The organism is Kitasatospora sp. NPDC041988, from assembly GCF_055588525.1.
In genome coordinates this window covers 64,892-90,335 of the sequence record NZ_JBVJCO010000028.1, presented here as the reverse complement: position 1 = coordinate 90,335, position 25,444 = coordinate 64,892, and the positions used below count along the sequence as shown (strand labels likewise).

Genomic DNA, 25,444 nt, shown 5'->3' with positions numbered 1-25,444 from the left:
GAAGATAGCGTGTGTGCGATCGGGGAATTCATACTGATGATTCCGGTTGGCCGTGCCACGCCCAGGACGCCTGAGTTCGTGCCCGTCCCACCGGGCCCGCCCGGCCACCGTCGCTCCGGGCGGCCACCCTCTCCTCAGCCCCCACCAGAGGACGCACGCATGCCTGTGGCCCAGCCGACCACCGAGTCGCCCGAGCCCGCCTCCACCGCGCCGAAGCCCCCCGCCGGCGCCCTGGACCGCTACTTCCGGATCACCGAGCGCGGCTCCACCCTGCCGCGCGAGGTCCGCGGTGGCATCGCCACCTTCTTCACCATGGCCTACATCCTGGTGCTCAACCCGATCATCCTGGCCAGCGCCACGGACCTGAACGGCACCCACCTGGACAGCGCCCAGCTGGTCACCGCCACCGCCCTCACCGCCGGGCTCACCACCCTGCTGATGGGCGTGATCGGCAACGTCCCGATCGGCCTCGCCGCCGGCCTCGGCGTCAACACCATCGTCGCCCTCCAGCTCGCCCCCAAGATGACCTGGCCGGACGCCATGGGCATGGTGGTGCTGGCCGGCTTCGCGATCATGATCCTGGTCGCCACCGGCCTGCGCGAGCGGGTCATGAACGCCGTCCCGCTCGGCCTGCGCAAGGCCATCGCGATCGGCATCGGCCTCTTCATCTGCCTCGTCGGCCTGGTCGACTCCGGCTTCGTCAGCCGCATCCCGGACGCCGCCCACACCACCGTCCCGCTCCAGCTCGGCGGCAACGGCCACCTGCTCGGCTGGCCGGTCCTGGTCTTCGTGCTCGGCCTGGTGCTGACGCTGGTCCTGATCGTGCGCAAGGTGCCCGGCGCGATCCTGGTCTCCATCGTCGTGATGACCGGCCTCGCCGTCGTGATCGACAAGCTCGCCGACATCCCCGCCCTCAACTGGGGCCTGACCGTCCCGGCCTGGCCCGGCAACCCGGTGGCCGCCCCCGACTTCGGCCTGGTCGGCAAGGTCAGCCTGTTCGGCGGCTTCGAGAAGGTCGGCGTGCTGACCGGCGCGCTCTTCGTCTTCACGGTGCTCATGTCGTGCTTCTTCGACGCGATGGGCACCATCCTCGGCGTCGCCGACGAGGCCCACCTGCTGGACGAGAAGGGCGACCTTCCCGGCATCAACAAGATCCTCATGGTCGACGGCATCGCCACCGCCGCCGGCGGCGCCACCTCCTCCTCCGCCAACACCTGCTTCGTCGAGTCCACCGCCGGCGTCGGCGAGGGCGCCCGCACCGGCTTCGCGTCGATCGTCACCGGCCTGCTCTTCGTGGTGGCCCTCTTCCTGACCCCCCTCGCCACCATGGTTCCCGCCCAGGCCGCCACCCCCGCCCTGGTCGCCGTCGGCTTCCTGATCCTGGCCAACTCGGTCAAGGAGATCGACTGGGCCGACCACACCATCGCGATCCCGGCGTTCCTGACCATCGTGATGATGCCGTTCACGTACTCAATCACTAACGGCTTGGGTATTGGGTTCATCACCTTCTGCATCCTCCGCCTTGCCGCCGGCCGGGGACGAGAGGTTCAGCCGGCCATGTACGCCGTGGCTGGTGTCTTCACCTTCTACTACCTGATGCCCGCCCTCGGTCTGCTCTGACCAGCACGGACCGCGGCGCTCACGGCGCCTGACCGAAACGCGAGCGGGCCCTCTCCTCCAACCAGGAGAGGGCCCGCTCTGCTGCTCGAACGCTCCGGCCTTTCGGTCAGGCGCCCCGAAGAATGCTGAGGTGGGCGGCCGCCGACTTCGACAGGCTGTCCAGCAATGCCTGGCCCTTGCCTGCCGTCCCGAGGGAAGGGCTGCCGATGATCCCGTTCTCGGTGTAGCCGGCCATGCCGAGCGTCAGGAGGTGGGGGCGGTCCGGGGCGGAGTGGTCGTCGCCCTCGATCCCGTCACGGATCAGGTGCGGGGCGCCGTGACGGAGGAGCGAGACCTCCAGTTCGCCGCCATGCATGTCCTCGGCGCTGCTGCTCTCCAGACCTGCGGCGTCGCGGGCCTGGTGCCAGTCCTCGCGGGCCGGGAAGAGGGCGACGCGCGGGCCCGAGGTGTTGGCCTCCTGGACGACGTTGGAGAGGACGTAGTTGCCGCCGTGGCCGTTCACGATGAGCAGGCCGGGGACGCCGGACGCCTGGAGGGACTTCCAGATGTCGTTGATCACGGCGTAGAGGGTTGCGGCGCTGATGCTGACGGTGCCCGGCATGTGGGCGTGCTCGTGGGAGCAGGACACGGTGACGGGTGGCAGGAGGAACAGGTCGTAGTCGGTGGCGATCCGCTGGGCGATCAGGCCGGCCACGACGGTGTCGGTGGTCAGCGGGAGGTGGGCGCCGTGCTGTTCGAAGCTTCCGACGGGCAGTACGGCGATCTTGGCGCCGCGCTGGCGTTCGTCGGCGGAGGTGGCGGCCGTGATCAGTGCGTCCATGGACTCACCCTCTCCCATCAGACGGTCGGCGGTCGAGAGGCGGCTGCGGTGGTCATCAACCTCAATCGGCTGGTGAACGTGACTACTTCGGGCACGGCGCTCCACCGCTGGAGCGCCCTGCCGGCTGCGGACAGCTCGGACATGGCCCGAGCGGACTCAGTGTCGACGGCGATCGACAGTGCCCGGTCCGCGGCGGCGGCAGCCTGCTCCGGCTCGTTGGAGACGGCGTAGGCACGCGCCAGACGGGAGAGGTAGACACCCTGGTCATTGCGGTAGATCGGCGGCAGGACGCGAAGCTCGGCCTCGAACATGTCCACCGCCTTGCGCGGGTCACCGAGTTCGATCAGGCAGTTGGCGCGCTGCATCTCGATGTAGGTTGGCGTGCAGTAGGCAAGATCGAGTGCATCGTCGCTGTGCGAGTCGTCCGGCGTGGCGGCAAGCTCGTGCGCCTCGTCGAACTTGGTCTGGGCGAAGCGCGGATTGCTCATGATCGCGTGCCCCTGTGCCTCCTGCTGCGCGGCCAGGGCCCGGATGCGCGGGGTCGCACCGGGTGATCTCTGTGCAGCACGGGCGAGTCCGACGGCTTGTTGCGCGTTGCGGCGTGCCGTGGCCTGGTTGCTCTTCCTGAAGAGCAGGTATGCGGCCATCATGTCGTCGCCGGTTTCCTGGGCCCACTCCATCGCGCGGTCCGACCAGTAACCGGCCTGGTCGAAATCGCCGAGATCCTGGCTCAGCCAGCCGAGGAACTCCGCGGTGCGAGCTCCGATGGTCAGGAGTCCGTCCCTGGCCCGGCCGCCGGCGTTCTGCTGGATGCGGTCGAGCAACTGGACGTTCCGTGTGACCGAGTCGAGCGCGTGACGGGAACCGAGAAGGTTCGCAGCCTTGTAGTGGCCAGGCATGACGCCGCGCAGGTGACCGACGAAGAACCCCGGGTCGAGCGGAGCGCGGAGGCCTCGGCTGCCGGTGGCCGGCTCCGGCGCTCGACGTCGGGACGGTGGCGGGGGCGTGTCCTGCTCCCAGGACCGGTCCGCGAGCCCAAGCATGTGGCCCGGGATGTGGAGGCCGTCGGCGATCCGCTCGATGAGGTCGATCTTCTCGATGGAGCGTTTCCCGGACGCCACCTCGCCGACTCGGCTCGGTGTCATGTCACAGGCCCGGGCGATGAGCGACGGATAGATCCGGGCCAGCTTGATCAGCCTGAATACCGCGCCGAAATCCCGCTGTCGGCACGCAGTGATCATCTCCGGGTTGGAGAGCAGCCCCGGCGGGAGCCGGTCCGGAACGCGAGCCTCGGTCACCGCTGCCTCCCGCTGGAGATTGGCGTCCACTGCAAGGAAGTTGATTGCCTGTGAGTTTACTCACGTTGGGTAATCACCTTGGGTACGTTCGGCAACCTTCCCCTCGGCAACCTGGTGTCCGGGGCCGGATCACCCAGATCCCGGTTCCATCGGCATCGGGAGGGTGGTGCACGTGATCAGCTCGGGAGAGCCCCGGGGCAATGCCGAACACCACAAGTCGGGCCGGCGGGATAGCCGCGTTCGAGGTGGCGCTTGCCCGGCACCGGCGATCGTCCGGGGTGGCCCGGAACCACCTCCGCGAGTTCCTCCAGGAGGTTCCCGGCGGGGCGGCCCTCGTAGGGGACGGTCAGGTGGTCCTTGGCGAGTTGGTATCGAGCGCGGTTGTGCACGCGCGAGTTTCGCCCGGCCGGGAGATCGCCGTGCGGTTCGAGATGCTGCACGGCCACCTCCGGATCGAAGTGCACGACGCGAGCAGCGAGAAGCCCGCGATCCGGCGTGGGGCCAGGGAGGACGACTCGTCCGGCCGCGGGCTGAACCTGGTGGAGGCGCTGTCCCTGGAGTGGGGTTGTGCCCCTCGGCCGGGCGGCATCGGAAAGATCGTTTGGGCGCTCGTAGGCCCGGAAGGTGGTGTGCGATGAGCTTGATCAGACGCGGGTCCGGGGTGACGGCGACGAGGTGCCACTACTGCGGCGCAGGGCTGCGGCTGGCTGCGGCACGGCACATCGTTGTCAACGGTCAGACGGTCGGTGTCCATCGGTGGCACCCGCGCCGCTCGGGAGAGGTGTCGGCCTGATGGCGCTTCGAGAGCACAGTCCGTCGGGCGCCGAACTGGCGCTGACCGGCGGCGACGTGGGGACCGAAGGGGCTGCGCCGTACCCGTTCCCGGTGGTGGTGGAGATCCAAGGGATCACGGAGCCTGCGCACTTCTCGGAACTGGCGGTCGCGCTGACGGCCCTTCTGAGCGCGCTTCGGCCGCTACCGCTAGGCGCGGACCAACACCAGTACTTCGACGACCTCTTCGGGCCGTCGGCGGTGCAGCGAATCGGTCGCCGACTTGCGGCGTACGGGCAGGTGCGGTCGTTGGTCTTCCTCGGGCTGACTGCCCACACGATCAATCTCTATCCCGCCGGCCCCGAGGCGTCCTCGTGAGGTGGCTGTGACAAGGGAGAGCGAGGCCATCAGGTAGCGGCCGACTTGATCAGCGACAACTGAAGACGAGCCGGACCACCCCGAGACCTTGGCGGGGATGGGGTGGTCCGGTGGGTCGGAACCCGGTGCCGATGGTATCGGGCTCCTCGGCATGTCTGTGCACGGATGAGCCGGTTCTGTTGTAGATCAAGGGAGTTGAGAGGCTGTTGTACGGGGACGACGACTTCTGTGCGGAGTCGGCGGCGGACCTCGACCCGGACTCGTGGGCGTGGCTTCCGGGGGTCGACTACGCGGCCGGCTGGCGCGCCGCACGGCAGACTGCAGACGGCCTGAACGAACTGCTGGCCGCGTGCGGGGTGAAGCGCTCACACCTGCGGGCGATCGCCGACACCGACGCTCAGGGCGGCCCGGTGGTCCGCCTGGAGGGAGTGGCCGAGGGTTGGCTGAGCCTGGAAGAACTGCTCTGCCTGGCCGCACACGTCCGCCGCGAGTCAGCCTGACGGCCAGGGCCAGTACTTGCGGAAGCGTGTACTGGCCCCGGCCGACTGGCCTCTTCGTCCCGAAGCAACTCGCGCACCCACTTGTCGTGGGGGAGGGCTGGGGCTGACCGGCAAGGACAGTGCGTGAGCGTCCGCGATTGTCCGCCGAGGTTCGGGGTCGTTGTAGCGCAGTTAGACACTCAGTCCCGCAGCCGGCCATTACTACCCGGACGCGACAACCTCGCCAGCCGTGACCTGGGGAGGGTTAGGAAGCAGTGACGCGAGAGTCTCACGCACGAAGTCCGCAGCCCTTTTGATCGATTCCTCGGCCCCAGCGCGGTCTTCAAAGACGCTGGTCGAGACCATCACCCCATCCCCAGCGGCGACCCAGTAGTACGCCACGAACCCGGGGACCTGTTGGATGAGTGGTATGAAGCCCTCCTTCACTCGGCGTCCTGCCTCAGCAGGATCGGTCACTCCTTCGTATCGCCGTACCGCTGCATACATGGCTGACCTCCTCTTGGGCCGAGATCGCCTCGTAGGAGGCGATACACCCACCATGCGACTCCCCGCGCCAATCAGCTAGTCACAAGAACAAGTTCTGATCAACCACCGGGCTGGTCAGCGGCTGGGCATCCGCCCGACCCGCTGACCAGCCCGTTTACCGTCACCAGTTGTCAACGTTGGTTGGCCCTGATTGACCTTCTACGGCCCAGAGACGGCCCCGGACCCTATCCACGGTCCGGGGCCGTCTCTGATTCCTGCCGTTCCGTGGTAGCCCGGCAGTGACTACTGGCTGATCACTCCGCTGGGTGCCACATAGATCCGCTTCTGTTCGCCAGCCTCGTTGGCAGCCGTTGCTGCCGGGCGCCATCGCTCGCCAAGAAGGAGAGCAACGATCGCGGCTGTCGCTGAAAGGGCGGCCGGAAGGATGTCGGCCGGCGCCCTAAGCACGACCACGATGACGACCACGGCCGCTGGCCAGATCTGGGGGACCTTAGTTGACACAGGGGGCCGGGCAGGGGTGAGACTCATTGCAGTGCCTCCAAATGAGAGGTGCCTTCTGCCCGCCAGCGGCGCACTCGGTTCCCGCCTCAGCGCCCTGGCGGGCATCGCTATCAGTAGCCGACGGTAACAGCGGCTCAGCGCAGCTAGTCAGCCTGCAATCCACCTGACGTCGGTAATCGGAAGCCAGCAGCCGTCGGTTTTCGTCACGGCATGTCCACATATTCCGACCCTCACGACTCTGTCACGCCCTGTTATCGAAAGTCGCGAGCCAGAGAAAGGAGATCGTCTCGAAAGGCCGCAGGTCACCATGTATTTTCAGCTAGCCAAAAAGACATGGCGGCATAACTCTCTGCAACTCTCAGGTTGGCTAGAACGCACCCGTACCGGCCACGGCGGCGGCTTGTTTGCGCCGCGAAGATCGTGCCCGCGCGGGCGTTGGCGCGATCTTTGGCCGGTGTCCTGTCTGGTTTGGGGTCGAGCATGATCGGGGGGCCGTAAGCTGTCGCGACTCGGTCAGGGCTCTTTGGGCCTGACCGCAATTTGGCCGAGTGGCCCCCCGTTCTGCTCGACGCGGGTCCCGGGCCAGGGAGGTGGGTAAAGATCGCGTCGGCGCCCGCCCCCGGCCCCGGCGGGTTTGTCCTTACGTCGTCCGTCCGCCCTGGCGCGGCCGGCCGCCGCCGTCGCGGGGCGCAGACAGGAGCGGAGGCGAGCGGCGGGCCAGCGCCGCGAGCGAAGCACGCCTTGACTTCGCGCTCCAGCACTTCGGCAAGCACCTCATGGAGCGCGGTGACCTCACCGGCGCCCGCGCGCACCTGCAAGAGGCCCTGCGGCTGCGGATCGCCAAGGGGAACACCGAGCTGGTCGAATCCACGCAAGCCGCACTCGACCGGGTCGACGTGCTGATCGGCAACGCCGCCGCATCAGCGCCGGCCGTCGTGGCACCGGGCGAGTGGAGCCGCGGATGGACGGCGTGGTTCCAGGCCCGCACCTTCGTCGGTGACCCGACCCGGTGGTACGACGGGTTTCCCGCCATCCGGGACGCGGTGCAGAGCCTCGCCGTGCACCAGCGGGTGCAGCCCGGGCACTTGTGGGACCAACCGTTCCCCACCGAGGAGATCGCCGCCGTGGCGGCGGAAGCCGAGAAGGCTCTCTTCGCCGACGGGTACCAGCACAACGGTAAGCGGAACGCGGCCGTCGGCGAGGCCGTGAGCCGCTTCGTCGCCCAGGTCGACCTTGCCGCACTCGTGGCACGGTTCACTGGCCTGGCCGTCGAGCAGCCGCACACTGGCGTCTACATCGGCTACACGGAAGGGCAGTTCCTCGACTTCCATGTGGACGAGGCAGGGTTCGGCGAGGCCAATTTGATCATCTGCCTCCAGCACACCCGCCCCACCGAAGCGGGCAAGGCCAGTTCCACCGTCTTCATCGGTGCCGACGGATACCTCGAATGCGACCTCGGGGTGGGCAGCGGTGTCGTCTTCGACGGGGCACTCACGCCGCACGGTCGGACGCCCCTTGGTGCCGGGGAGAGCATCACCCTCATCAGCCTCGGATTCCGCGCGCGGGATCAGGCCAAGCGTGCCCTTACAGGCCTTCCCCCGGTTCCGGCGTAGTCACGTCGAGTCAATCGCCACTCCATGGTCGTCGGACACGACCCTGACCGCCCCCGGCAGGCACAACCGGAGCACCCTCATGGAACACCCTTACCTCGTCCCTGCCTTGATCGCCTACCTGCTCACCAGCTTCCGGTACTACCGGACTCCCGGGACGAGGAAGACCTCGGCAAGCTCCTGTACGCCCGCATCGGTCGCGCATGCCGGGGTCGATGTTCGACAGGGCGAGGGCGCTAGCTTCCGCCCGTCGAAGCTTGGCGGTGATCGAATCCCACTTGGAGCGGATCACCCGGTAGGCGAAGGTGCCGTCGGGGAGGCGTATCTCGCTACCTCGGCGCGAAGGTCCTCCAGCTGGTTCGCGACCTGCTCGCCGGCGCCCTCGGAGTCCTCCGACTCGCGGGCGTACAGGATCCAAACCAGCTGGTCAGGGTCGCGGTCCAGCTCTGTGCGTCCACCGAAGCGGCGCGGAGAGGAAGCAGCCATGCCGACCTACTACCCAAGACAATGGTGGCTTCGATCACCAACGGCATCGCCTTCATCGCCTTCTGTATCCTGCGCGCCGCCGCCGGCCGCGGCCGCGAGGTGCCGGTCGCGATGTACGCGGTACCTGCGGTCTTCGCCTTCTACTACCTGATGCCGGCCTTCGGCCTGCTCTGATGCCGTACGGCCACTGAGGAGCCCTCCCCGCGCCGCGCGGGGAGGGCTCCTCGGCTTCGAGTGGCAACTGTTCGATATCGATTTCTCGCCGTCGGCGATATCATGGGCGGCAGGTGAGCAGGGAGGACCGGCCATGACGCGTACCGTTGTCGACCTCGATGACGATCTTCTCGCGGAAGCGCAGCGACTCTTCGGCACGACCACCAAGGTCGCGACCGTCAATGCCGCGCTGCTCGAGGCTGTGAAACTGGCCCGCCGGATAGAGCTCGCGGACGCCATCGCCACCGGGGAGTTCGACCTCCTCGGCGAGTCCGGCGAGCAGGCTGTTGCGTGAGCCGTGAGCGCTTCCTGATCGACAAGTCGGCCCTTGCGCGGTGGGGCAGGCCCGCGGTGCGTCCGGTTCTCGATGACCTCTCGCAGCGGGCCCTGCTCGCGGTCAGTGCGGCAGTCGAGATGGAGGTCCTGTACAGCGCACGCTCGGCTGCTGAGGCGGACCGACTGCGGCACCTGCTCAGAGGCTTCGACTACCTGCCCTGCACGGACGAAGTCTGGGACCGAGCCAAGTTCATCCAGCATCAGGCTCTGTTCCGGGGCAACCATCGTGCCCTGTCGATGGCCGACATGCTTATTGCGGCCACGGCCGAGCGCCATGGTGTCACCGTCCTGCACTACGACGGCGACTACGACATGATCGCGGCCATCACGGGCCAGGCCACCCGCTGGGTTGTACCGGCTGGGGCGGCCGACTGAGTTCCGGCCCGAGTCGCTGGTGGCTTCGATCACCAACGGCATCGGCTTCGGCGTCATCGCCTTCTGCGCGCCGCCGCCGGCCGCGGCCGCGAGGTGCCGGTCGCGATGTACGCCGTGGCCGGCGACTTCACCTTCTACTAGCTGATGCCGGCCTTCGGCCTGCTCTGATGCCGTACGGCCTTCCGAAGAGCCCTCACCGACGTCGCGCGGGGAGGGCTCTTCGGTTGGTCCGGGTACATCGGAGGGGCGTCATGTCTCCGGTCGGACTGATCTGTCAGTTTGCGGACAACCGGCGCCGTGAAGAGGCTTCCCGCCCGGTGGCTGGCCCAGAATCGCTGTGTCGGGCCCGACGCGATGCACAGCCTTGAAGCACCTACTCTCGAAATCCCAGGAGGCTCAACCCGTGCGAAAGACTTGGGCTCTTCGTGCCGCCACCCTCACCCTCGGTGCGGGTGCCGCCCTCGGTCTGACCGTCGGCTCGGCCGGTGCTGCCACCGCGCCCACGACGATCAAGCTGGGGGACACCGGTCCGTCGGTCACCTGCGTCCAGCAGGCCCTGAACCTTGAGATCAATTCCGGCCTCACGGTGAACGGCACCTACGGCCAGAGCACCGCCGACGCCGTGGCCAAGTTCCAGGCCATCCCCCTCTTCGGCAGCAACGTGCTGCCGCAGACCGGCGTGGTCGACGCCGCCACCGGGAACAAGCTCTACTCGGCGGTGTGGTGGGACTTCATGCTGGTCAACCCCGGGGACAACACCGGCCGGAAGGCCTGGATCTCCGGGAACTGCTCCAGCCTGATCCCGCGCTGACCATCGGATCGGCCCAGGCCGGGTAATGGCGAAAGGGCGACGGATTCGCGGTGTGCGCACATCGCGAATCCATCCCTGGCGTACGCGGTCGCGGCCGACTTCGCCTTCCATCACCTGATGCCGGCCTTCGGCCTGCTCTGATCAGGGCGGACTCTGCACCGGGCCCTCTCCCTCGACCGGGAGAGGGCCCGGTCTGTTTCTCCGGTTCTCCGGGCGGGGCGTCCGGGCTCCTGCCGGGGTGCCCGGGTTCAGTGGAGGCCCCGGATCTCGCGGTACACCGAGCCCAGGTAGTCCGGGAAGTCCCCGATCAGCCGCTGGTAGTCCTGCCGCCACCGGTCGATGTCGGACTGGTCGACGGGCTGCCCGAGCACGGTCGCAAGGTGGCGGGCCAGGAACTCGTCGTCCTGGTCCGGGGTGAAGGTCACCTTGCTGCTCGAAATCTCGAACCTGCGGGTCAGTTCGAGGCGGAGCGTCTTGTAGAGGAAGGAGTTCGCGGTGAAGCGCAGTGACTCCGGCATCTCCTTGGCCTGGGACTGGGGGCCGTGGTACCAGGAGATGTAGACGGAGTCGTCGAACATCTCGTAGCGGTAGACGGCCGTGTCCTCGACGTGCAGCAGCTCGACCGGGCAGAAGCGGCGGTAGTCGAAGAGCGACACCATGCTGACGATCAGCTCGTGGCGCAGCTCGGTTTCGAGCTGCTGGAGCTCCCGGTCCGAGAACCGGTCCCAGTGGACCCTGTCGGCGGCGCGCCGCTGGATGGCCCGGGAGTCGCCCGGGTTCAGCATGGCGACCTTCACCTGCTGGGGGTAGTGGTTCGAGGCGCGGAGCCGCGCTGCCACGTAGCGGGCGCTCGGGCCGCGGAAGGCGTAGAAGCCGGTGGCCTCCAGGCTCCTGGTCATGTCGGTGTTGAACCGGTTCCCGTACCGGCCGTCCGAGGGGTTCAGGGCGGGATAGAGGGCGATCGGCAGGTAGTCCTTGTTGCCCTGGGCGACGGTGGCCGTCAGCTCGCCCGACAGCTCCGCGAAGCTCTCCTTGAGCGACTCCTGGAGGCTCTTCTCCTGGATGCGGGTGCTGAACGCGGTGAAGATCAGGGCGAACAGCACGCTGCCGATCAGGCTGAGGCCCAGGTTCGAGAGGATCTGTCGGGTGGTCAGGCCGGGATCGGCCTTCATGAGCAGGAACCCGGCGAACAGGGCCACCAGGCAGGCCAGGAAGAACGCGTAGTTGACCAGGGTCCTGCGGGTGTCTTGATGCCTCGCGGCCATCGGCCCTCCTGTCTGGGCGCCGGCACCTCGGTCGGTCAACTTATCCGAGACAGGGCAGGGTTGGGGTCCGGAAGGGCCACATTGCCGGTCGGGGGCCCATGGAGGAGGGGGCCGAGGAGGCGGGTGCGGCGATCGACGGCGCCCCGGGGCGGGGGGCGGTCCGGCCGGCTCCTCGCCCCGGGGTGCGAGGTGCCCGCTACTCCACGCAGAATTCGTTGCCCTCGGGGTCGGCCATGACCACGTGTTCGCCGCCGGGCTCCTTGACGTGGCGCAGGGCGGTGGCGCCGAGGGTGGTCAGCCTCTCCACGGTGGCGTCGCGGTGGGCGGGGCCGGGGTGGAGGTCGAGGTGGAGGCGGTTCTTGACCGTCTTGGGCTCGGGGACCTGCTGGAAGAGGAGACGGTGGCCGAGGCCGGTGTCGCTGACGGGGTCGAAGGGCTCGTCGGGGTGGCGGACGGCAGCCAGGGCGCGGAAGGCGGGGTGGCCGTCGACCTCGGTGAGGAGGTCGGGGGTGATCGCGCCGGCCGACAGCAGACGCTCGATCAGGGCGCTGTGGTCCTCGACCCGGTACTCCAGGGCGGCGGCCCAGAAGGCGGCCTGGCGGTGCGGGTCGGCGCAGTCGATGACGATCTTCCAGTGTATGGGCATGTAACCGTTTATATCGGTTACCCGGTGCGCGGGCAATCACCGGCGAACGGAAGGCGTCAAAAAGGGGACTGTGTAGGCCAGTTGGTGGTGGGCATACTGCCTGGACGGGAGACGGGGAGGGGGCTCGACCGATGGTGCAGGAAGATCCGCCCGTGGGCGATGAGGCGCGGCTGCTGCCGGAGCTGTTCTGGACGGCCGACCGGGCGTCGGTGGACGGGCAGCGGCAGACGCTGCGCTGGTACCGCGGGCTGATCGCGATGCTGGTGATCGCCGCGGTGGTGGGATCGCTGCCGGGCCCGGAGCACCGGGGGGACAGCGACATCACGCCGCTCTTCTCCGTCGTGGCGTTCCTGGTCGCCGGCTACTTCTGGTCCCGGCTGCGCCGCAGCAACCCGCAGGGCCGCTGGTACGAGGCCCGGGCGGCGGCCGAGTCGGTGAAGACGCTCGCCTGGAAGTACTCGATGCGGGCCCGGCCGTTCGACGGTGCGGCGGAATCGGCGGAGGTGGACCGCGGTTACCTGCTCCAGCTGGAGGACGTGCTGCGCGCCTTCGAGGACCCGGAGATCGTGCCGCCCGGCACCATCCCGGAGATCACCCCCGAGATGCGCCGTGTCCGCTCCGCCAGCCTGGTCGCCCGCCGCACGCTCTACCTGCGCACCCGGGTCGAGGGCCAGCGCACCTGGTACCGCTCGCGGGCCGAGGCGTGCGAGTCGCAGGCGGTCTCCTGGGGGCTGGGGGTGGCGGCGCTGATCATCATCGGTGCGGCGGCGGCGATCGCGCAGGCGGTCGGGGCGCTGCCCGTCCACGTCTTCGGCGCCAGTTCGGCGGCGGCCGCCGCGGTGATCGCCTGGACCCAGCTGAAGCAGCTGCGCCCGCTGGCGGCGGCGTACCAGCTGGCCGCGCGCGAGTTGGAGAACGTCGGCAACCAGCTCTCCGACCTCGACCTGAAGGCCCCGGACGCCGAGCCCCGCTGGGCCCGGCTGGCCGCCGAGGCGGAGGACGCGGTCTCCCGCGAGCACACCACCTGGCGCGCCCGGCGGGCCTTCCCCCGCTGAGGGGGCCGTTGGTGCCCTGCGGCGAGAAGGTCGGGATGTCGAGGCCGGGGGTGGGCTCGACTCTTTCGCGGAAACGGAATGTGATGTGACGTCGGATCCAAGGGTGTCGATCTCGGTGCGGTCGGGCGCGGGGGAGGACGCCTCGGGCGGGCTGCGGAGGTGGCTCGACCGGCAGCCCGAACTGCGCGGCGTCGTAAGGCGGGACGACACTGCCGTACCACCGCCCGGAACGATGGGCGGCGCAGGTGAGCTGTTCCTCGCGGTGCTCGCCCCCGGCGGTGTCGCCGCCGTCTTCGCGACCGCGGTGGTGGCCTGGGTGCAGAACCGCCGCAGCGGCCAGAGCGTCTCGGTGACGGTCACCAGGCCGGACGGCGGTCAGGTGACCGTGGCCTCGGACCGGGTGCGCCCGATGACCCCGGAGCAGCTCGCCGAGCTGACCCGGCGGATCGCGGACGTCATCGAACCGGGGCCGCCCTCGGCCGAACCGCCCTCGGCCGAACCGCCGCTGTCCGCTGGGCCGCCGACCGCTGGGCCGCCGTCCGGGCCGCCGCCGGCCCCCCGCGGCCTGCCGCCCGTGCGGGGCTGACGGCCGTGGCACCCCCTGCGCCCCGCCGCTCCGAGGGCTTCGCCGTGCCCGGAGCTCGGGCCGTTGTCGTCGGCACCGCCCGGCACGCAGCGGCCGTCGTGCCGGACGGGGCCGCCGCCCTGCCGAGGCTGCCCGACCTCCCGAGCGCCGCCACCACCGCACGCGACATCGCCGCCGTCCTGCACGAGGTGTGCGGCATGGCGCCGGACCAGATCACCCTGCTGGTCGACCCGCCGAACGACGGCGTCGTGGTCGCAGCGGTCGAGGAGGCCGTCGCCGAGGCGCGCGGCCCGGTGCTGTTCTACTTCGTCGGGCACGGACTGCTCAGCGCCGGCGACGAGCTCTACGTGGCGACCAGCGCGAGCACCGGGGCGGGCCGGGTTGCCTACGCGGTGCCCTTCCAGTCCGTCCGGGACCCGCTGAGCGGCTGCCTCCAGCCCACGGCCGTCATCCTGGACTGCTGCTTCTCCGGCCTCGCGGACGTGGGCGGGGGCCTGCGCCGGGACCCGTTCGTCTCGGCACGCCCGCGCGGTAGTTTCCTCCTGACCTCGGCCTCGGGGTTCGACCGCTCGTACGCACCCGAGGGCGAGCGGCACACCCGGTTCAGCGGCGAGCTGTTGCGGCTGCTGGGCGAGGGGCACCCCGGCGCGCCCGCCTGGCTGACGCTGGAGGACGTCTACGCCCGGCTCGACCAGCAGTTCGCGAACACCGACGTCCGCCCGCACCGGCAGAGTTCGGACCGCGCGGGCGAACTCGTGCTGGCACGGAACCTCGGCTACCCCCTTCCCCCGCAGCCTGACCGCGACCAGGAGCCGGTCCGGAACGACGGGGCGATCTGCCCGTACCCGGGTATGGAGGCGTTCCGGCCGGAGGAGTACGACTACTTCTTCGGAAGGGAGGAGCTGGTCGGGCAGCTTCTGGCCGAGGTGCTCCGTCCGGCCGGGCAGGCCCCGCCGGTCGACGGTGCCGCGGAGGGGCGGGCCGTCGTGGACGGCGCCGCCGAGGAATCGCCGGGTCTGCCGGTCATGCTGGTCGGCGCGTCCGGTGCGGGCAAGTCCTCGATTCTGCGTGCCGGCCTGCTCCCGGCGCTGGAGCGCCGCTACGGTGCGGATCCCGCAGTGCCCTGGCCCGCCCTGTTGCTGGAGGCGCCGGGCCCGCGCCCGCTGCGTGCGCTGGCTGCCCGCTGGGCGCAGGCCCTGGGCCGGCCGGTGGCCGACGTCGAGGAGGAGCTGGCTGCCGGCGTGGTGCCCGCGGGCTGCCCCGTCCTCCTGGTCGACCAGTTCGAGGAGGTCTTCAGCCGTTGTCCGGATGAGCAGGAGCGGGGCCGCTTCGTCGCCGCCCTGTGCGAGGCGGCCGCCGCCGGGGTGCGGGTGGTGATCGCGCTGCGCGCCGACCGGTACGACAGCTGCCTGGACCATCCGCAGCTGGTCCGGGCGCTGCACCGACGCCAGGTGATCGTTCCGCAGATGGGTGAGGACGGTCTTCGGGCCGCGATCGAGGGCCCGGCCGCGCAGACCGGCCTGGCGCTGGAGCCAGGCCTCACGGACCTGCTGCTGCGCGACGCGGGAAGGGGCGGCGGACCGGCCCTCGGCTCGGCCCTTCCGTTCCTCGCGCACGCACTGCGTCAGACCTGGGTACGGCGGTCCGATCGCACCCTCACCCTCGCCGGGTACGCCGCGACCGGCGGCATCTGGGACTCGCTCACCCACACGGCCGAGGCGATCCACGACGAGCTGGACGAGGAAGGCCGGGCACTTCTGCGCGACCTGATGCTGAGCATGATCCAGCTGCCGGACGGCAGGGAGGGGGCGGTACGCCGGCAGGTCCGGCTTCGCGTGCTGCGGGAGGGCAGGTCGCGCGAGCAGCGGGAGCTGCTGGCCCTGCTCCTGGACCGGCTGGCGGCGGCCCGGCTGGTCACCGTCGGCCGCGGCAGCGCCCAGCTCGCGCACGAGGCCCTGCTGCGCGCGTGGCCGCGGTTGAAGGGCTGGATCGAGGCGGACAGAGCCGACCTGGTGAAGCGTCAGCAGTTGGCGTCCGCCGTCGATGCCTGGGACCGCTCCGGCCGTGACTCGGCCTACCTCTACGTCGGTACCCGTCTGGCGGCGGCGGCCGAGTGGGCGACCGACGAACGGGCGGCGCGGCTGCTGCGGACGGTGGACGAGCGGTTCCTGCGGGTCAGCCAGGCCGCCGAGCAGGCGGTGCAGGCACGTGAGCTCCGTCGGCTCCGGGTGCTGCGGCGCCTGCTCGCCGTGATCGCGGCGGCGTTGTGCCTGGCGCTGGCGGCCGCCTACCTGGCCCGGCAGCAGCAGCTGACGGCGCAGGAGCAGCGTCAGGCCGCCACGGCCCGGGTGCTGGTCTCCGACGCCCGTGACTTGCGGGACGTCCAGCCGGAGAACGCGATCGCGATGGGGCTTGCCGCCGTACGGCTGGACTCAGCCCCGCACACCCGGGCCGGCCTGGCCACGACGCTCGCGCAGTCGCGCTTCCTGGGTGCCCGTGTGGAGTCGCCCGCCGACCCGGTCGACTTCGTCGACGAATCGGCGTTCAGCCACGACAGCCGGCTGCTGGTGGGCGTGACCCGCACCGCCGTCGTCCTGTGGGACGTCGCCGATCCCCTGCACCGGCGCCGTCTGGCGGAGCTGCCGGTGGACCGGGAGCGGGTCACCGGGTTCGGCTTCAGCCCCGACGACCGGACCCTGGCGGTGCTGGAGACCGGCCGCGACCCCGCCCGGTTGAGGACGGTGACGCTCTGGGGCCTCGCCGATCCGGCCCGTCCGGTCAGGAGCGCGGTGCTGGACCCCGGGCTGACCGAGGGGGCGGACAGTGTTTCGTTCAGCCGGGACGGCACGATGATGGCCGTCGTCGGGAGTGTGAAGGACACGGAGTGCGGCACGCTGACGCTCTGGGACCTGCACGACCGTACGAAGCCGGTCAGGGTGACCCGGATGTCGGACCTCTACGACTGCGACACCGTCTCGCTGAGCCCGGACGGCCGCACGCTGGTGATCGGCGACGGCATGATCAAGTTCAGCAGCGACGTGCCCGATCCGGACTCGGTCGTCAAGCACTCCGGCATGACCGTCTGGGACATCTCCGACCCCACCCGGCCGAGGCGGCTGAAGCGGATCGACGGCTGGTCCGCCGGGCTGGTGTTCAGCGCGGACGGCCGCCTGCTGGTGACCCGTTCCGGGATTCGTGTGCGGCTGTGGGACATGGCCGACCCGGCCGACCCGCGGGCGCTCTCCACCGTGGCCGATCACACGGACGACGTCTCGGCGCTGCGGTTCAGCCCCGACGGCCGGCGGCTGGCGAGCGGGGACGGCGTGGGGACCGTCGTCGAGTCCGATGTGACGGACCCGGCGCATCCCCGGGTGGTGGCCACCGTCACCAACCGGGAGAGGGATATCGAAGCCCTGGCCTACAGCCCCGACGGCCGGACCCTCACGACACTGGACGGCCAGAACCGCCTGACCGCCTGGGACGTCGGCAAGCACACCGAGCCCACCCTCCTCGGCCGGGCGGACCTCGGGGCGTCCGGGCACGGGATCGCGTTCACCCCGGACGGGCGGTTCGCCGCCGTCGGCACCGCCGTTGAGACCGTCGAGCTGTGGGACCTCTCCGACCCGCAGCACCCGCGGGCGGCAGCCGCGCTCACCGGCCACACCCGGATGGTCGACACCGTGGCGTTCAGCCCCGATGGCACCGTGCTGGCGAGCGGCGCGGTGGACGAGACCATCCTCTGGGACGTCACCGACCGCGCCAGCCCGCGCCTCGCCGTCACCCTGCCCGGTACGCGGGGCAACGCCTCGGTCGGCTTCACCCCGGACGGGACGACGCTGATCACGTCCGGGGCCGCGAACTCGTTCGCGTCCGGCACCTCGGTGGTGTGGGACGTCAGGGACCGCGGCCGGCCGGTGGCCGCGTACCGCCTGGAGGGAGCCAGCGCGACCGCCCCGGTCCGGATCAGCCCGGACGGCCGGCTGCTGCTCGTCCCGCTCGACACCGGTGGGAACTTCACCAAGCCCATGTCGGCCGTGTTCCGCCGGACGCCGGACGGCGGATGGAAGGCGGTGCAGGACGACGGACATCCCTACGGGGTCGGCCAGGGTGCTTTCAGCCCGGACAGCCGAACGCTGGCCGTGACCAAGGGCGGCGCGGGCGTCGTCCTGTGGAACCTCGCCGACCCCGACAGGCCCAGGGAGGCCGCGCAGCTGGCCGACATCAGGGACAGCCACGCGGTGGCGTACCACCCCGGGGGCAAGCTGGTGGCGGGGGCGAGCTCCGCCGGCGCGATCGCCGTCTGGGACGTCGAGGCTCCCGACCAGGCCTTCCTGCTGGCGCGGCTGAGCATGTCGACGGGCGGGGAGGTCGGTTTCAGCCCGGACGGCCGGTTGCTGGTGGGTGTGTCGGACCGGACGCTGCAGGTCTGGGAGCTCGGTGACCTCCCCGCGGTGGCGGCCGACCTCATCGGGCTGGCCTGTCACCGGCTGAGCGGGCAGCTCCCCGACGAGCTGTGGAAGAAGCACGCCCCGGGTGTCTCGCAGCCGAAGCTCTGCTGACCAGGTGCGTCGCCCCGGACCGGGAGTGCGCCCGGCGGGCGTTCCCCCGCTGAGGGGGCCGCAGCGTCCGCGCCCCCGGCCGTGTCACGGGAGAAATCGGGAGGTCGTGGGGAGATCGGGCGAAGCCTGCGCACTGCTTGGGGGACGGGTGTGCGAGGTGGGTGAGGGTCGGGCGCGGAAGCCCGAACCGTAATCGTTACGTGTCCATGCCCTGGTTTCATCGCCTCCGCGCACGACGTCAGTCACTGCTCGGAGGCCCCCCTTGCGCATTCTCCTGATCGCCAGCGCGTTCAACAGCCTGACCCAGCGCGTCCACACCGAACTCCGCGACCGCGGGCACCAGGTGGCCGTCCAACTGGCGCTCGGCGACGAGCAGATGCGGGCGGCGGTGAAGCGGACCGACCCCGAGCTGATCCTCTGCCCGATGCTCACCAAGGCCGTCCCCGAGGACATCTGGTCGCAGCGCACCGTCCTGATCGTGCACCCCGGCCCCAAGGGCGACCGCGGCCCCTCCTCGCTCGACTGGGCGATCACCGAGGGCGCCGAACGCTGGGGCGTGACCGTCCTCCAGGCCGTCGAGGAGATGGACGCCGGGGACATCTGGGCCTCCGTCGACTTCGCCGTCCCGGCCGGCGGCAAGAGCGAGCTGTACCGCAACGAGGTCGCGGACGCCGCCGTCGAGGCGGTGCTGCTGGCCGTCAGCCGGTACCAGGGCGGGCTGTTCACCCCCGAACCGCTGGACTACGACCGCCCCGACGTCCGCGGCGAGCTGCGGCCCTTCCTCAAGCAGGACGCCCGCCGGATCGACTGGTCCGCCGACTCCACCGCCACCGTGCTGCGCAAGCTGCGCGCCGCAGACTCGCAGCCGGGCGTGCTGGACGAGCTGTACGGGCGCGAGTACTTCCTGCACGGCGGACACCCCGAGGACGAGCTGCGCGGCCGTGAGCCCGGCGCGGTGATCGCCACCCGGGACGGCGCGATCTGCCGGGCCACCGTGGACGGCGCGGTCTGGATCCCGCAGCTGCGCCCGCGCCGCACGCCCGGCGGGCCGGCCACCTTCAAGCAGCCCGCCGCGACGGTGCTCGCCGGCCACCTCCACCGGGTCCGCGAGGTGCCCGTCACCCCCGCCTCGGCGGCCGGGCGGGACACCTGGGCGGAGATCCGGTACCACGAGCAGGACGAGGTCGGCTTCCTCGAATTCGCCTTCGCCGGCGGGGCGATGAGCACCGAGCAGTGCCGCCGCCTGCTGGCCGCCTACCGGGAGGCCGCGGACCGGCCGACCTCCGTGCTGGTGCTCGGCGCGGCCCGGGACTTCTTCTCCAACGGCATCCACCTCAACGTGATCGAGGGCGCGTCGTTCCCTGCGCTGGAGTCCTGGGAGAACATCAACGCGATGGACGACCTGGTGGAGGCGGTCCTCACCACCACCGACAAGGTCACCGTCTCCGCCCTGGCCGGGAACGCGGCCGCCGGCGGGCTGATGCTGGCGATCGCCGCCGACGAGGTCTGGTGCCGCGAGTCGGCGGTGCTCAACCCGCACTACCGCCTGATGGGCCTCTACGGCTCCGAGTACTGGACGTACACGCTGCCCCGCCGGGTCGGCGCCGAGCAGGCCGAGCGGCTGACCACGGAGGCGCTGCCGGTCGGCTCGGCGCACGCGGAGCGGCTGGGCCTGGTGGACCGGACGGCGGGCGGCAGCGCGGCGGACTTCCGCCGCTGGGTGGCCCGGGAGGCGGCCCGGCTGGCCGGCTCGCCGGAGCTGACCGGCCGGCTGGTGGAGAAGAAGCGCCGCCGGGCCGACGACGAGGAGGCCAAGCCGCTCGCCGAGTACCGGGCGGAGGAGCTGCGCCGGATGCACCGCAACTTCTACCGGGACGGCGAGCCGTACCACGAGCTGCGGCGGAACTTCGTGCACAAGGTCTGCCCGGTCGCGACGCCGGAGCACCTGACCGGGCTGCTCGGCAAGCCGGAGTAGGACGGTCCGAGTGCGGCAAAGCCCTGGGGCCCGGTCGGAAGACCGGGCCCCAGGGCTTTGCGCGCGCTCAGCGCCCGAGCGGGGGCGACTCAGCGCCCGCGCGGGGCGAGCGGCGCCGCCCGGCCGACCAGGATCGGCTGCGCGTTGACGACGCTGCGGCTCGGCGAGACGGCGAAGGCCAGCGAGCCGAAGAAGATGTAGCAGCCCAGCCCGACCACCAGCGGGAAGATGAACTGGAGCGCCATCACCCCGCCCGCCGTGCTCTGCGAGGCGTCCAACTGGACGGAGACGGCGGCCATCCCGGTGTAGTGCATCGCGCACACGGCGACGCCCATCACGGGGGCCGCGGCCAGTACCGCGAGGGTGCCCCGGATGTTCAGCGCGGCCCAGAGCGCGGCCGTCGCGGCGAACACCGCGATGCCGACCGAGAGCCACACCGTGGTGCGGTCGTAGCCGACGTGGCCGGGCAGGACCATGGCGGCCATGCCGAGGTAGTGCATGGCCGCGACACCGAGCCCGGTGGTCAGCCCGCTCGCGAGCAGCGCGGCGACGCGGTGGCGGCTGTAGCCGACGGCGAACATGCCGAGGCCGACGAAGAAGATCGCGACGAGCAGACTGAGCACGGTGAGCCCCGGTCGGTAGCTGATCTCGATTCCGCTGACGGAGAAGCCGAGCATCGCGATGAAGTGCATCGACCAGATGCCCGCGCCGAGCGAGGTCGATGCGAAGAGCAGCCAGTAGACGCGGGTGCGGCCGGTGGAGACGAGTGCCCAGCGGGTGCTGCGCAGGGCGACGAAGGCGCCCAGGCAGGCGACGAAGTACGAGACCGCCGGCGTCACCCAGCCGTGGTCGGCATGATGGATCTCTCCCACGAGGAAGCTCCCTGACGGGTTTGGGGGGAGGACTGACGCCAGGAACGGGCGGACGCGTCGGCCGTGGGACGGCCCGGCATGGGTGGCGAGGCCGGGTGCGCGGTACGCGCGGGTGTCGCGGTCCTGCCCGGGGGAAGCCTGGCGTGTGGTGCCCCTGACAACGGGCGACAGTAACCATTACCGGCGAGTCGCACAATGTTCGCGCTTTTGGTGAAAGTGCAGGTCAGGGCCGCTCTTCACGTGATCGGCAAGATCTCGGCACCAAGCCCTGACGCCGCCTGCGCATACAGCACGCGGCTTCCCCTGGAGGCCGCTCCGCCGGTCCGGGGCCGGTTCGGGAGCCTGTCCGGGGGCCGGTTCGGGAGTCGTGCGGGCGCCCCGGCCGTCACTCCAGGGGGGCTAGGCCGAACGGGTGGCCGGCCGGGTCGATCAGCACCTTGAGGGTGCGGCCGTGCTGGTAGTGGGGCTCGGTGGCGCCGAGCGCGAGTGCCCGGGCGGTGGCCTCTTCCAGGTCGTCGACGTAGAAGTCCAGGTGGAAGTGCTTGCCGCCGTCCGGTTCGGTCCACGGCTCCGGCCGGTACCCGGTCACCCGCCCGAAGCCGAGCGGGCTGCCGCCCTCCGGGTTGTCCAGGATGGCGAAGTGCTCGTCCACGTGCCGGGTCTCCCACCCGAGCAGCTCGCCGTAGAAGGCGGCCAGCGCGACCGGGTCGGCGCAGTCGATGGTGACCATGGCGAGGCGGGCGAAGCCGGTGTCGTTCTGCTCGGCCTGCTCGGCGGCGACGTCGGTCATTTCTGGTCGGCCCTTTCACTGAGGGGTGGTGCTGGTCGGCCCTTCTGTCGTGGGGTGGCGTGGCGCCGGGGGCCGCGTGGGTCAGGCCCCAGAACCAGCATCGCACCGGGAGCCACGGAGGGCACGGCCAGCGGGCCGGACTCGGGTGGGGCCCGTTCCCGGGGGTCGGGGGTGGGCTGCCGGAGCGGAGCGAGGGCGTCCGGCTCGGTACAGATCGGTACAGAATCGGCACGTTCCGGGGGGAGGTGCCTGATGGTTCATTGGATAAAATTTCGATCTATCGACGGATTGGTGTGAGTGGGGGGATCCTGATGGCGATCGAGCTGCCCAGCGAGGTGGTGACGCTCCTTGACTTCATCGGCATTCGCTGGCCCTCGGTCAACGAGGACAAGGTCCGCGAATTCGGCGAGCACGTCAAGGAGTTCGCGAAAGGACTCGAAGACCTGCACGCGGACTCGACCGCGACGGTCCATCAGCTCGGCGGCGCGTACGAGGGCGAGTCGTACGAGGCGCTGATCGCCAAATGGGCGCTGATGTCCGACAAGCACTTCAACGAGGTCGTCCAGGCGGCCCACGTGGTGGCGAAGGCGCTGGACACCGCCGCGGACGTGATCATCGCCATGAAGATGGAGGCGCTCGCCGAGCTCATCGTGCTCGCCGCCTCCTTCGTCGCCGCCCAGGCCGCAGCCGTGGCGACCCTCGGGCTGGCGGAGGCGGGGGCGATCGCGATCCAGCAGGCCGCGCGCAAGCTGATGTCCTATCTGGCGCACCAGCTGGAGGAACACATCATCGGCGAGGTGATCGAAGCGGCGGTCACCCCATTGGTGGAGATCGTCTCGGGGGCGGTGGCCGGGTTGGTGTTCGAGGCGGCGGAAGCGGCCCTGAACGGCGGCGGCGGTTCGGCCGGCAGCGGATTCAAGATCGACCCCGCGGTCGTGGAGACGCACGCCCGGGCCCTGCACGACCAGGCGGAGAAGGTCGCCCAGCACGCGCAGGTCTTCGGCGCCCGAGTGGCAGGGGTGAGCTTCGAATGACCGACCCGGTCGTCAAGGCACTGCAGAAAAGTGCCCAGAAGCTCGGCAAGGCCCTGGCCGAGGACACCGGCAAAGCCGTCAAGAAGATGTACAAGCAGGCCGGCGACAACCTGGCCAAGACCGCCAAGCACCACAAGGACAACGACTCGCACAACGCCCACGGCTTCGCCGACAAGGGCAAGGACAAGGCCGCACCGCCGCCGAAGGCGGGCACCAGCTCCGGCGGAGACGCGAAGCCGCCGCCCCGGAAGTACTTCATCCACGACGACGGCCGGGTCCAGGAGATCAAGGACGGCAAGCTCGTCGACCCGGACGGGACCGACAAGTCCCTCAAGACCCTGCTGGACGGGGACTCGGGCAAGGTCAAGGACGCGGAGCCGAAGGACCTGAGCTCCACGTACCACGCGAAGAAGTACAAGAAGTCGGACAAGGACGACGACGGCAACCCCAAGCAGGACGAGAAGGTCGTCAGCCAGAAGATCACCGAACCGACGGAGCTGTCCCGGGCCGTGGAGGAGGCCCGGCGCGCCGAGGGCAACTACGGCGGCAAGAACTACGCCTCGCTCAGGTACCGGGACGAGCACGGCGAGTTCATCCTGGTCGGCCGGAGCGACTACGTCCGCAGCCACTCGGAACGGTCGATCGGCAAACCGCTGCTGGGCGGCAAGGAAGGCAACGTCAGCGAGCTCTACACCGAACGGGCGCCCTGCCAGGCCGGCCCGAACTGCGAGCGCTGGCTGGCCCGGCACTTCGAGTCGGAGAATCCCGACCTGAAGGTCACCCACGGCGTCGACTACGACAACAAGGTCCCCACGAAGGACCGCGACTGGGGTCACAAGGCCTATCTGGACCAGCTCGAGGAGGACCACTCCACGGGCAAGCATGATGGCACGATGGGCACGAAGGACTTCGACGCGCAGGGGCAGCAGGACAAGGCGGCCTCCGACGCGAAGCACGTGGCGAAGAAGCAGAAGCTCAAACACACTGGCCTGTGACGGGCGGGACGACAGGATGGATGACTGGTGCTGGTAGGGATTGACTGGCCCGTGGTCGTTGAACGGGCCACGCCGGGTGATCTGCTGAGGTTCCGGCCCGAGGCCGCGGCGCGGATCTGGCCGGGCGGCGACGGCGCGCGCTTCGTGACGGAGATCGGGATCCCGAACTCCAAGGGGCTCTTCCGCATTCTGGAGGAGCTGGCGGACCGGGACCCGGCGAGCCGGGACATCGCCTTCGAGAACTGGCCCGGGCCCGAGCCGGTCGACACCCCGCACGGGAAGCTGCAGCCGCTGGGCAGGCTCTACCAGGCGGTCGTCTTCGTGCACCTCGGCGACGGGACGATCTGGGTCTCCGACCCGGATTCCGAGATCGAGTACGAGCTGATCCACGGGGACGTCTCCTCGTTGGCCTACCTCGTTTACAAGTTCGAGGTGGAGCGGCCGGGGCCGGACGAGCGCCCGGACCCCAACGACTGGGCCGACGTGGAGGAGATCGTCCGCGAGGGAATGGAGCGCTGGGACTCGCTGCCGTTCAAGAGTGAGTTCTGGACGGCGTTCCTCGACTCCTACCCCATGCTGTGAGGGCCGGTTCGGACGTGAGCGCGGACAAGGACGACGAGCTGACGGCGGCGCTGCTGGCGCACTTCGGGCCGCGCGGGCTGCGCAGCCTGCCGATCGCGCCCGAGGGGCCGCTGCGGCACCCGGGGCTTCCGCTCCAGGTGGGGCCGTACTTCCGGGCGGCCGAGGAGGCCGACCCGCTGTCGGTGGGCGAGTACGCGGCCGCGGCCGGGCTGGACGCGGGGCCGGTGGCGGCGCAGCTGCGGATCGGCACGGACGGCGGGGCCGAGCTGTACTTCGCGCCGGACCGGTCGGTGCGGGCCGTGCTGGTGGGTGCCGAGCCGGTCGACCTGCCGGTGAGCTCCGGCGTGGCGGAGTTCGCGGCCGGGCTGCTGCTGCTGGACCGGCACCTGCCGGCGGTCGCCGCGTCCGACCGGCCGGAGGAGGCCATCGCCGCCTACCAGGAGCTGCGCCAGGGGCTGCTGGCGGCCGACCCCGCCGCGCTCGACGACCGCGAGGGCTGGTGGCCGCGGGTGCTGGACGACCTGCGGCGCCCACTGAACGTCGACTCGTCGGCGGCCTTCGAGGTGGTCGACGAGCGGGGCGAGAAGCGGATCGTCACGCAGGTGGGCGGCCCCGGGCCGCTGCACCCCGAGGAGGTGCTGTGGCACCGCCTCCGGGCGGACGGCGTCGAGGCCGAGCAGGTGGTCCGGGTCCACTGCGAGCTGGAGCCGTGCATGATGCCCGGGCACTACTGCGCGCGCTGGATGGCGCGGGAGTTCCCGCAGGCGGAGTTCACGCACAGCTTCGACTACGGGGGGACGGCCACGTCCCGCGAGAGCGGGATCAAGGCGTTGATGATCAGCCTGGCCGAGCGGCAGGGCTGAGCCGAGCAGGGCTGAGC

22 protein-coding genes and 1 pseudogene are annotated in these 25,444 nt (G+C 70.5%); 17 read left to right on the top strand and 6 right to left on the bottom strand.

What is annotated here, in order from left to right; translation table 11 throughout:
• The first annotated feature begins 159 nt into the window (after positions 1-159).
• Positions 160-1,620 carry an NCS2 family permease gene (locus ACZ6NC_RS26240; RefSeq protein WP_465736215.1) on the top strand — a complete coding sequence of 487 codons (1,461 nt, stop codon included), beginning with the start codon at positions 160-162 and terminating at the stop codon, positions 1,618-1,620.
• Between the two features lie 106 nt (positions 1,621-1,726).
• Here ACZ6NC_RS26240 and ACZ6NC_RS26235 read toward each other — a convergent pair whose 3' ends face one another.
• Complete coding sequence (locus ACZ6NC_RS26235) at positions 1,727-2,440, bottom strand: creatininase family protein (protein ID WP_465736214.1); 714 nt, start codon at positions 2,438-2,440, stop codon at positions 1,727-1,729.
• Between the two features lie 17 nt (positions 2,441-2,457).
• Positions 2,458-3,768, bottom strand: a complete 1,311-nt coding sequence (locus ACZ6NC_RS26230; protein ID WP_465736213.1) for a tetratricopeptide repeat protein — start codon at positions 3,766-3,768, stop codon at positions 2,458-2,460.
• A 170-nt stretch (positions 3,769-3,938) separates the two neighbouring features.
• Between ACZ6NC_RS26230 and ACZ6NC_RS26225 the strand changes: the two genes are divergently transcribed.
• The 8 genes and pseudogenes from ACZ6NC_RS26225 (at position 3,939) to ACZ6NC_RS26190 (ending at position 10,205) form a co-directional block, all read left to right on the top strand.
• Positions 3,939-4,376: an ATP-binding protein gene (locus tag ACZ6NC_RS26225; RefSeq protein WP_465736212.1), complete on the top strand. Its 438-nt coding sequence runs from the start codon at positions 3,939-3,941 to the stop codon at positions 4,374-4,376.
• 154 nt (positions 4,377-4,530) lie between these two features.
• Complete coding sequence (locus tag ACZ6NC_RS26220) at positions 4,531-4,887, top strand: hypothetical protein (RefSeq protein WP_465736211.1); 357 nt, start codon at positions 4,531-4,533, stop codon at positions 4,885-4,887.
• Positions 4,888-5,093: 206 nt separating this feature from the next.
• Complete coding sequence (locus ACZ6NC_RS26215) at positions 5,094-5,387, top strand: hypothetical protein (RefSeq protein ID WP_465736210.1); 294 nt, start codon at positions 5,094-5,096, stop codon at positions 5,385-5,387.
• Positions 5,388-7,150: 1,763 nt separating this feature from the next.
• Positions 7,151-7,987 carry a hypothetical protein gene (locus ACZ6NC_RS26210; RefSeq protein WP_465736209.1) on the top strand — a complete coding sequence of 279 codons (837 nt, stop codon included), beginning with the start codon at positions 7,151-7,153 and terminating at the stop codon, positions 7,985-7,987.
• Positions 7,988-8,500: 513 nt separating this feature from the next.
• A pseudogene (locus ACZ6NC_RS26205) lies at positions 8,501-8,644 on the top strand (NCS2 family permease); the annotation flags it as partial.
• 133 nt (positions 8,645-8,777) lie between these two features.
• Positions 8,778-8,978, top strand: coding sequence for a type II toxin-antitoxin system VapB family antitoxin (locus ACZ6NC_RS26200; protein ID WP_465736208.1), 201 nt, complete (start codon positions 8,778-8,780; stop codon positions 8,976-8,978).
• A complete protein-coding gene (locus tag ACZ6NC_RS26195) occupies positions 8,975-9,394 on the top strand; it encodes a PIN domain-containing protein (RefSeq protein WP_465736207.1) in 420 nt (139 codons plus the stop codon). Before ACZ6NC_RS26200 ends, ACZ6NC_RS26195 begins: the two co-directional genes overlap by 4 nt.
• 403 nt (positions 9,395-9,797) lie before the next feature.
• Positions 9,798-10,205, top strand: coding sequence for a peptidoglycan-binding domain-containing protein (locus tag ACZ6NC_RS26190; protein ID WP_465736206.1), 408 nt, complete (start codon positions 9,798-9,800; stop codon positions 10,203-10,205).
• A 248-nt stretch (positions 10,206-10,453) separates the two neighbouring features.
• On the opposite strand, the gene ACZ6NC_RS26185 is transcribed toward ACZ6NC_RS26190, so the two are convergent.
• Both ACZ6NC_RS26185 and ACZ6NC_RS26180 read right to left on the bottom strand, forming a co-directional pair.
• The gene (locus tag ACZ6NC_RS26185) at positions 10,454-11,470 is read right to left on the bottom strand and encodes a hypothetical protein (protein WP_465736205.1); all 1,017 of its coding nucleotides are present in this window, start codon (positions 11,468-11,470) and stop codon (positions 10,454-10,456) included.
• Positions 11,471-11,666: 196 nt separating this feature from the next.
• Complete coding sequence (locus tag ACZ6NC_RS26180; protein ID WP_465736204.1) at positions 11,667-12,116, bottom strand: VOC family protein; 450 nt, start codon at positions 12,114-12,116, stop codon at positions 11,667-11,669.
• A 152-nt stretch (positions 12,117-12,268) separates the two neighbouring features.
• On the opposite strand from ACZ6NC_RS26180, the gene ACZ6NC_RS26175 reads away from it, so the two are divergent.
• From ACZ6NC_RS26175 to ACZ6NC_RS26160, 4 genes are all read left to right on the top strand, one after another.
• Positions 12,269-13,171: a DUF4231 domain-containing protein gene (locus ACZ6NC_RS26175; protein WP_465736203.1), complete on the top strand. Its 903-nt coding sequence runs from the start codon at positions 12,269-12,271 to the stop codon at positions 13,169-13,171.
• 103 nt (positions 13,172-13,274) lie between these two features.
• The gene (locus ACZ6NC_RS26170) at positions 13,275-13,757 is read left to right on the top strand and encodes an effector-associated constant component EACC1 (RefSeq protein WP_465736202.1); all 483 of its coding nucleotides are present in this window, start codon (positions 13,275-13,277) and stop codon (positions 13,755-13,757) included.
• A gap of 44 nt (positions 13,758-13,801) precedes the next feature.
• Entirely contained in the window at positions 13,802-18,316 is a 4,515-nt protein-coding gene (locus tag ACZ6NC_RS26165; protein ID WP_465736201.1) for a caspase, EACC1-associated type, read from the top strand.
• A gap of 262 nt (positions 18,317-18,578) precedes the next feature.
• Positions 18,579-20,291, top strand: coding sequence for a hydrogenase maturation protein (locus tag ACZ6NC_RS26160; RefSeq protein WP_465736200.1), 1,713 nt, complete (start codon positions 18,579-18,581; stop codon positions 20,289-20,291).
• 89 nt (positions 20,292-20,380) lie between these two features.
• On the opposite strand, the gene ACZ6NC_RS26155 is transcribed toward ACZ6NC_RS26160, so the two are convergent.
• Together ACZ6NC_RS26155 and ACZ6NC_RS26150 are read right to left on the bottom strand one after the other, a co-directional pair.
• Positions 20,381-21,163 carry an MHYT domain-containing protein gene (locus ACZ6NC_RS26155; RefSeq protein ID WP_465736199.1) on the bottom strand — a complete coding sequence of 261 codons (783 nt, stop codon included), beginning with the start codon at positions 21,161-21,163 and terminating at the stop codon, positions 20,381-20,383.
• A 385-nt stretch (positions 21,164-21,548) separates the two neighbouring features.
• On the bottom strand, positions 21,549-21,953 hold the full coding sequence (locus tag ACZ6NC_RS26150; RefSeq protein ID WP_465736198.1) for a VOC family protein: 405 nt from the start codon (positions 21,951-21,953) through the stop codon (positions 21,549-21,551).
• A gap of 293 nt (positions 21,954-22,246) precedes the next feature.
• On the opposite strand from ACZ6NC_RS26150, the gene ACZ6NC_RS26145 reads away from it, so the two are divergent.
• Genes ACZ6NC_RS26145 through ACZ6NC_RS26130 form a run of 4 tightly spaced genes read left to right on the top strand, consistent with a single transcriptional unit; the run spans position 22,247 to position 25,427 of the window.
• Positions 22,247-22,987, top strand: coding sequence for a WXG100 family type VII secretion target (locus ACZ6NC_RS26145; RefSeq protein ID WP_465736197.1), 741 nt, complete (start codon positions 22,247-22,249; stop codon positions 22,985-22,987).
• Complete coding sequence (locus ACZ6NC_RS26140; RefSeq protein ID WP_465736196.1) at positions 22,984-23,982, top strand: nucleic acid/nucleotide deaminase domain-containing protein; 999 nt, start codon at positions 22,984-22,986, stop codon at positions 23,980-23,982. Before ACZ6NC_RS26145 ends, ACZ6NC_RS26140 begins: the two co-directional genes overlap by 4 nt.
• Positions 23,983-24,033: 51 nt before the next feature.
• On the top strand, positions 24,034-24,564 hold the full coding sequence (locus ACZ6NC_RS26135) for an SUKH-4 family immunity protein (RefSeq protein ID WP_465550301.1): 531 nt from the start codon (positions 24,034-24,036) through the stop codon (positions 24,562-24,564).
• Between the two features lie 14 nt (positions 24,565-24,578).
• Positions 24,579-25,427 (top strand): nucleic acid/nucleotide deaminase domain-containing protein, encoded by an 849-nt coding sequence (locus ACZ6NC_RS26130; RefSeq protein WP_465736195.1) that lies wholly within the window; start codon positions 24,579-24,581, stop codon positions 25,425-25,427.
• Positions 25,428-25,444: the final 17 nt, after the last annotated feature.

Excerpts from the sequence above, each read along its gene's own strand:
- ACZ6NC_RS26240 (WP_465736215.1), top strand. The coding sequence starts at position 160 with ATGCCTGTGGCCCAGCCGACCACCGAGTCGCCCGAGCCCGCCTCCACC.
- ACZ6NC_RS26235 (WP_465736214.1), bottom strand. The coding sequence starts at position 2,440 with ATGGACGCACTGATCACGGCCGCCACCTCCGCCGACGAACGCCAGCGC.
- ACZ6NC_RS26225 (WP_465736212.1), top strand. The coding sequence starts at position 3,939 with ATGCCGAACACCACAAGTCGGGCCGGCGGGATAGCCGCGTTCGAGGTG.
- ACZ6NC_RS26220 (WP_465736211.1), top strand. The coding sequence starts at position 4,531 with ATGGCGCTTCGAGAGCACAGTCCGTCGGGCGCCGAACTGGCGCTGACC.
- ACZ6NC_RS26210 (WP_465736209.1), top strand. The coding sequence starts at position 7,151 with ATGGAGCGCGGTGACCTCACCGGCGCCCGCGCGCACCTGCAAGAGGCC.
- ACZ6NC_RS26200 (WP_465736208.1), top strand. The coding sequence starts at position 8,778 with ATGACGCGTACCGTTGTCGACCTCGATGACGATCTTCTCGCGGAAGCG.
- ACZ6NC_RS26185 (WP_465736205.1), bottom strand. The coding sequence starts at position 11,470 with ATGGCCGCGAGGCATCAAGACACCCGCAGGACCCTGGTCAACTACGCG.
- ACZ6NC_RS26180 (WP_465736204.1), bottom strand. The coding sequence starts at position 12,116 with ATGCCCATACACTGGAAGATCGTCATCGACTGCGCCGACCCGCACCGC.
- ACZ6NC_RS26150 (WP_465736198.1), bottom strand. The coding sequence starts at position 21,953 with ATGACCGACGTCGCCGCCGAGCAGGCCGAGCAGAACGACACCGGCTTC.
- ACZ6NC_RS26140 (WP_465736196.1), top strand. The coding sequence starts at position 22,984 with ATGACCGACCCGGTCGTCAAGGCACTGCAGAAAAGTGCCCAGAAGCTC.